Origin of the sequence: Novosphingobium sp. Chol11 (genome assembly GCF_945870625.1) — a bacterium.
Taxonomy (GTDB): Bacteria; Pseudomonadota; Alphaproteobacteria; order Sphingomonadales; family Sphingomonadaceae; genus Novosphingobium.
In genome coordinates this window covers 1-6,032 of record NZ_CAMBTS010000141.1, presented here as the reverse complement: position 1 = coordinate 6,032, position 6,032 = coordinate 1, and the positions used below count along the sequence as shown (strand labels likewise).

Genomic DNA, 6,032 nt, shown 5'->3' with positions numbered 1-6,032 from the left:
ACGACGAAGCCCCAACACTCCTTAAATCACAACCTCAAATCTGTGCCATTGGTGCTGACGGGGAACAGTAGAGGTACTTGTAGCGCCACAGCTTCGAACCGTTCGGGCTTACCTCGAGGTAGAGGCCCTTCCCGTCGGTGATCTTGTAGAGCTTGTCCGTGGGTTTGAGAGAGCGGATTTGCACGTCCGATAATGCCATGATCGATTCTCCTGCTTCGGTTGGAACACTGTTCCGCAGGGATCATCTGGCAGGTCGCTTTCAGCGTCGCCCATCGGCACGGGCCATGATTGCAAAAGCGGGCCATTTGGGCCCGATCTCATGGCCCGTTTCGCGGGGAACTGGACGGAACCAGCTTGAACTCCACGGAACAGAACCAAGGACAGAATGGCAGATTTCTGCCGTTTGTCGATGGTTTTGGTGTGTTCTCGGGAGAACAAATGGTGCCCAGAAGAGGACTCGAACCTCCACGCCCTTGCGAGCGCCAGCACCTGAAGCTGGTGCGTCTACCAATTCCGCCATCTGGGCACGGTTGCAGCGGGCCGATGCGCCTGCCGCCGGGTAGGAGGGCGCGATTAGGGGATGGTCTGCCGGGTGTCAACAAACCTTTGCCCGATTGGGGCGCGGGCGGATGGCCGGGGCAGGCGCTTCTTCGTTGAACCCATGGGCTGCTCTGTGGCAGAGGCTTGGCGGGGCTTTACGAGACTGGATTTGAACGCATGAGCAACGGTACCGCACGCGATCTCGATGGCCAGTTGGTCGCGCTGGTTGGTGGCAGCGGCTTTTTCGGAGCGCATCTCGCGCAGGAATTGCTCGCGCGCGGCGCGCGGCTGCGCATCTGCAGCCGCCATCCCGAGCGCGGTTTTCGCTTGAAGCCGCTGGCCGGGCTTGGCCAGATCCAGCTGGTTGCGGCGGACATCACCAAGCCGCACACGCTTGAAGTGGCGCTCACCGGGTGCGACAGCGTGGTCAATCTCGTGGGTGCGTTCGCCGGTGATCTTGATGCGGTGCAGGGCGCAGGCGCGGGCCATCTCGCCGCGATCGCCAGGAGCCACGGGGCAAAGGCCTTTGTCCAGATTTCGGCGATCGGCGCCAGCGCGGCTTCCGATGTGCCCTATGCCCGGACCAAGGCGGCGGGCGAGGCGGCGGTGCTGGTGGCATTCCCGGCGGCCACGATCCTGCGCCCGTCGGTCATCTTTGGTGAGGATGACAATTTCATCAACATGTTCGCCGGGCTGATCGCGCAGCTGCCGGTGGTGCCGGTGTTCGGGCCTTCGGCCCCGTTTCAGCCGGTGCATGTCGATGATGCGGCACAGGCGGTGGGCAATGTGCTCGCAGCGCCGGCGGCCCATGCGGGCAAGACCTATGAGCTTGGCGGCCCCGAAGTGATCACGATGGGCGATCTCAACCGGCGCATCGCCAAGTCGGCGCAGCGCACCCCGCTGTTGCTCGATCTGCCCGATGCGGTCTCGTCCGCCTTTGCCAGCGCCACCGGCTGGCTGCCCGGTGCACCGCTCACGCGCCATCAATGGACCTTGCTCAAAGCGGGCAATACGGCAAGCGCCGCGCTTCCGGGCATGGCCGAGCTTGGCGTGCTGGCGCGGCCACTGGAGCTGTTTCTGGACCGCTGGATGGTGCGCTTTCGCAAGCACGGCCGGTTTGCGGCAAAGGCGGCTTAAGCGTTCACATCCGCATAATGGCTGGGCGGCTGGATCACGTCCATCCGTTCGGACAGCAGCGGGCGAAAGCTGGGGCGGCTTTTGAACACCGAATACCAGCTGCTGGCCTGCTCGTGCAGCGACCAATCGATCCCGCCCAGATAATCGGCGACCGATATTTGCGCTGCGGCGGCAAGGTCGGCGAGGCTCATCGTTGAGCCCGCCAGCCAGGGGCGATTGTCGATCAGGAAATCGATGTAATAGAGATGCTCGTTGGCGAGCCGCATTGCCTCGCGCAGCACGCGCGAATCGGGGGACTGGCGCGTGACCAACCGCTTCATCATCCGCTCTTCGAGCAATGGATGGGTAACGGCGCTGAAAAAATTTTCATCGAACATTGCGACCAGGCGGCGGATTTCGGCGCGCCCTGCGGCGGTGCCGATGATCATCGGCGATTTGTCGACGGTCTCCTCGAAGTATTCGCAGATCGCCCGGCTATCGACCAATGTTACCTGCTTGAGCGGGTTCACCAGCATCGGGGTGCGCCCCGCGGGGTTCATCGTATGGAATTCCTCGCGCATCTCCCACGGGTTTTCGCGGATGAGCTCGTAAGCGATGCCCTTTTCGGCGAGCAGGAGCCGGACCTTGCGGCTGAACGGACAGAGCGGGAACTGATATATTTGCCACATCTCGCTGCTCATGGACGATGGCGCGGCCCCAAGTCCAGTAAGACCGTGCCCTCATCGCAAAATGGTGCGGCTGATCGGGCCTGACCCAATCATTTGGGATTTGCGCGCGGCAATGCTAGAGGCCGCGCATGCTCACCATTCAAGGCATTACCGTGCGCCTCGGCGGGCGCACCATCCTCGACCGCGCCAGCGCGACGATCCAGCCCGGCGCGAAAGTCGGGCTGATCGGCCGCAATGGCGCTGGCAAATCGACCCTCATGAAAACCATCATCGGCGAGATAGAGCCCGATGAAGGCGGCATCGAAATGCCCAAGCGCATGCGGCTCGGCTATATCTCGCAATCGGCGCCCAGCGGATCGCTCAGCCCGGTTGAAACGGTGCTGGCCGCCGATACCGAACGCGCCGCCCTGCTCGAAGAAGCCGAGACCTGCACCGATCCCGATCGGCTGGGCGATCTACACGACCGGTTGATCGCGATTGATGCCTATACCGCAGATGCGCGCGCCGCGCGCATCCTGATCGGCCTCGGCTTTGACGAGGAAATGCAGGCGCAGCCGCTCGACAGCTTTTCGGGCGGCTGGAAAATGCGCGTCGCGCTCGCCTCGCTCTTGTTTTCCGCGCCCGATCTGCTGCTGCTCGACGAGCCATCGAACCACCTCGATCTCGAAGCGACCTTGTGGCTGGAGAGCTTTTTGCAATCCTATCCCGGCACGATGGTGGTGATCAGCCACGAGCGAGACTTGCTCAACAACGTGGTCGATACCATCCTTCATCTGCAAGGCGGCAAGATCGCGCTCTATGCCGGCGGGTACGACAGTTTCGAGCGCCAGCGCGCCGAACGCGCCGCGCAGCTTGCCTCGGCCAAGGCGGCGCAGGATGCCGAGCGCAAGAAGCTGGCCGACTATGTCGCGCGCAATTCGGCCCGCGCCTCCACCGCCAAGCAGGCGCAATCGCGCGCCAAGATGCTGGCGCGGATGCAGCCGGTGATGGCGATGATCGAGGATCCCTCGCTCCATTTCGATTTTCCCGATCCGACCGAGCTGCGTCCGCCGCTGATCACGCTCGATCTGGCGGCCACCGGCTATCTCGCGGACACCCCGATCCTCCAGCGGCTGAACCTGCGGATCGATCCCGATGACCGCATCGCGCTGCTGGGGCGCAATGGCAACGGCAAGACCACGCTGGCGCGGCTGCTGGCGGGGCAGCTGGCGCCGATGGGCGGCGACATGCACCTTTCGGGCAAACTGCAGATCGGCTATTTTACGCAGTATCAGGTGGAGGAGCTACCCACCGGCTCCACCCCGATCGAGCTCATGACCCGCGCAATGTCAGGCAAGACCCCGGCGGCGGTGCGCGGCCAGCTCGGCCGGTTCGGCTTTTCGGGGCCGCGCGCCGAATCGCAAGTGGGCACGCTATCGGGCGGGGAGCGCGCGCGGCTGGCGCTGGCGCTGGTGACGCGCGACGCCCCGCATCTGCTCATCCTCGACGAGCCGACCAACCACCTCGATGTCGATGCGCGCGAGGCGCTGGTGCAGGCGCTCAATACGTATAGCGGCGCGGTGATCCTGATCAGCCACGATCGCCATATGGTCGAGCTGACGGCGGACCGGCTGGTGCTGGTCGATGCGGGAACGGCCAGGGACTATGCCGGCAGCATCGAGGATTACATCGATTTCGTGCTTGGGCGGAACCAGCCCAAGGGCGAGGGTGCGAAGGGTGGCAAAGGCGGAAAAGGCAAGGGCGGGGCGAAGAGCCGCGAGGAAATGAAGGCCCTCCAGAAGGCAGTGACCGAGGCCGAAACCGCGATCGCACGGGCGCAGGCGCTGCTGGCGGCGCTGGATGCCGCGCTGGCCGGAAAGCCCGAGCGCGAGCTTGCGCGGCTCTCGATGGGCGAACTCTCGCGCCAGCGCAGCGCGGCCGCCAGCGCACTGGAAACAGCAGAAGCGCGCTGGATCGCGGCGGGCGAGGCGCTCGAGACGTTCAAGGCTCCAGTATGAGCGTGGGGGCATGAGCGTCGCTTTCCGGCGCGAAAGCGATGAAGAGCACCTTGAACCCAAATTCGCGCAGCCGATCCCGCCCGGCCCCAATCTGGTGACCGCGGCCGGCATGGCGCAGATCGAGGCGCAAGCGGTGCGGCTCGAAGCTGAACTGGGGGCGGCGAGCGACGAAGCCGCGATCACCGCGCTGAAGCGCGATCTCAAGTATTGGCAAGCGCGCCGCGCCAGCGCCGAAATTCAGCCCCCCGCGTCCGGTGCCAAAGTGGAATTTGGCACGCGCGTGCGCTTTTTGCTCAAAGGCACGGCGCGCACGGTGGAGATCGTCGGCTCTGACGAGGCCGACCCGGCGCATGTCCGGCTGGCCTTCACCGCCCCGCTGGCCCGCGCGCTGATGGGCGCGGAAGCGGGCGAAGCGCTCGATTTCAACGGCGCCGAGGGCGCAATCGAAGTGCTCGGGATCGAAGTGCTTTAAGGCAACAGCGCGGAAATGTGGATGAACCTGCAGCGCGCCCATGATCTGGCGGCGGCGCGCTCTTTGGTGGACGTGTCAGGAATTGTGCCGCTTGAAGCCGCTGCCTGAAGGACTTGCGCAGCCGCGTCGGCCTTAGTCCAGCCGCCGGTCGCCCCAAATCACGCTGAAATCGCCGCTCGCAGCGCCAGCTTGGATTCGATCGCGTCCCATAGCCGCTGCAGCCGCAGGTTCGCCTCGCTCCACGCGGCAAAGGTTGCGATGGGCGCGCGGCGCACGGCCGTCTGCTCGATCATGCTCGACATCGGGATCACCGGCCAGCCCGCCGCCAGCCCGGTGTGCACTTCGCGGTGCAGTTTGCGCCGCGCGTCATACATCGAGAGCACGGGCAGGATCGGCGGGTGGCGATGTTGGCTGTTCGAGATCTCGCGGCGGAGCATGTCCAATGCCCGCGCGGCCAGCGGCGAGGGCGGCAGCGGCACGATGAGCAGGTCGGCGGCGGCCATGATCTGGTCGCTGATCTCGTTCAGCACTGGCGGGCAATCGACAATGATGCGGGGATATTCGGCGCTCAGCGCAGCCGTGAGGTGGGCGAGGCGGCGGCGCTTGCCGATCCGCGCCAGCGCGACGCTGAGCGAGCGCATGCTCTCGTCCGATTGCAGCACCGACAGCCTGGGGTAGCGCGTCGGCGCGATCAGTTCGCGCGGCCGCCCGTCGCGTTGAAAGACCGAAGCGGCGCGGCGGGCGATGCTTTCGGGCTGGCCAAGCAGCCAACCGGCCCCGCCTTGCGGATCAAGATCCCACAGCAACGTCGCGTGGCGGGACAGTACGGCGGATCGCCAGGCCAGATCAACCGCCAGAGTCGTCTTGCCCACTCCGCCTATGATGCTGTAGACCGCGATGACTGCCATTGATTCCGAAACTCATGGATTCAAAGGGGATGATCATGGATCATCGGCGCTAACGCAATCGCTTTTGCATCCAGTTCCCAACCTGGGACACCTACAGCTTCAGTGCCCCAGCCGCATCCGCGCGCGCAATTGTTCCAGCCCGATGCTTTCCACCCCCTCGTTTGTCCGTCGTCAGAACATTTGGCACAACTCGCGGCGTAAATTAGCGGAGTGCGGGCCTCGTCTGGGGTTGGGTTTTAGGCGGCGAGCTTGCGGTGTTGCAAGCGCCGATGCTCGATGGTTTGTCGCTTGATCCTTTCACGTTGTTTGA

Annotated in this window: 6 protein-coding genes and 1 tRNA gene; 3 read left to right on the top strand and 4 right to left on the bottom strand. The window is 64.6% G+C overall.

Translation table 11 applies throughout. The annotated features are described in order from the left end of the window. Positions 1-34: 34 nt before the first annotated feature. Together Q0O40_RS14975 and Q0O40_RS14970 are read right to left on the bottom strand one after the other, a co-directional pair. Positions 35-199: an Arm DNA-binding domain-containing protein gene (locus tag Q0O40_RS14975; RefSeq protein WP_295531639.1), complete on the bottom strand. Its 165-nt coding sequence runs from the start codon at positions 197-199 to the stop codon at positions 35-37. 240 nt (positions 200-439) lie between these two features. Continuing rightward, positions 440-526, bottom strand: a tRNA-Leu gene (locus Q0O40_RS14970). 191 nt (positions 527-717) lie between these two features. On the opposite strand from Q0O40_RS14970, the gene Q0O40_RS14965 reads away from it, so the two are divergent. Next, entirely contained in the window at positions 718-1,677 is a 960-nt protein-coding gene (locus Q0O40_RS14965; RefSeq protein ID WP_295531636.1) for a complex I NDUFA9 subunit family protein, read from the top strand. On the opposite strand, the gene Q0O40_RS14960 is transcribed toward Q0O40_RS14965, so the two are convergent. Then, complete coding sequence (locus Q0O40_RS14960) at positions 1,674-2,345, bottom strand: glutathione S-transferase family protein (RefSeq protein WP_295531642.1); 672 nt, start codon at positions 2,343-2,345, stop codon at positions 1,674-1,676. The genes Q0O40_RS14965 and Q0O40_RS14960 overlap by 4 nt on opposite strands. A 128-nt stretch (positions 2,346-2,473) precedes the next feature. Between Q0O40_RS14960 and Q0O40_RS14955 the strand changes: the two genes are divergently transcribed. Together Q0O40_RS14955 and Q0O40_RS14950 are read left to right on the top strand one after the other, a co-directional pair. Beyond that, positions 2,474-4,342, top strand: a complete 1,869-nt coding sequence (locus Q0O40_RS14955) for an ABC-F family ATP-binding cassette domain-containing protein (protein ID WP_295531633.1) — start codon at positions 2,474-2,476, stop codon at positions 4,340-4,342. Between the two features lie 10 nt (positions 4,343-4,352). Then, entirely contained in the window at positions 4,353-4,814 is a 462-nt protein-coding gene (locus Q0O40_RS14950; RefSeq protein ID WP_295531630.1) for a GreA/GreB family elongation factor, read from the top strand. Positions 4,815-4,972: 158 nt separating this feature from the next. Here Q0O40_RS14950 and Q0O40_RS14945 read toward each other — a convergent pair whose 3' ends face one another. Beyond that, positions 4,973-5,722 carry a ParA family protein gene (locus Q0O40_RS14945; RefSeq protein WP_295531627.1) on the bottom strand — a complete coding sequence of 250 codons (750 nt, stop codon included), beginning with the start codon at positions 5,720-5,722 and terminating at the stop codon, positions 4,973-4,975. Positions 5,723-6,032: the final 310 nt, after the last annotated feature.

Bases quoted from the DNA above. Each gene is read 5' to 3' on its own strand.
- Q0O40_RS14955 (WP_295531633.1), top strand. From the start codon at position 2,474: ATGCTCACCATTCAAGGCATTACCGTGCGCCTCGGCGGGCGCACCATC.
- Q0O40_RS14975 (WP_295531639.1), bottom strand. From the start codon at position 199: ATGGCATTATCGGACGTGCAAATCCGCTCTCTCAAACCCACGGACAAG.
- Q0O40_RS14965 (WP_295531636.1), top strand. From the start codon at position 718: ATGAGCAACGGTACCGCACGCGATCTCGATGGCCAGTTGGTCGCGCTG.
- Q0O40_RS14960 (WP_295531642.1), bottom strand. From the start codon at position 2,345: ATGTGGCAAATATATCAGTTCCCGCTCTGTCCGTTCAGCCGCAAGGTC.
- Q0O40_RS14945 (WP_295531627.1), bottom strand. From the start codon at position 5,722: ATGGCAGTCATCGCGGTCTACAGCATCATAGGCGGAGTGGGCAAGACG.
- Q0O40_RS14950 (WP_295531630.1), top strand. From the start codon at position 4,353: ATGAGCGTCGCTTTCCGGCGCGAAAGCGATGAAGAGCACCTTGAACCC.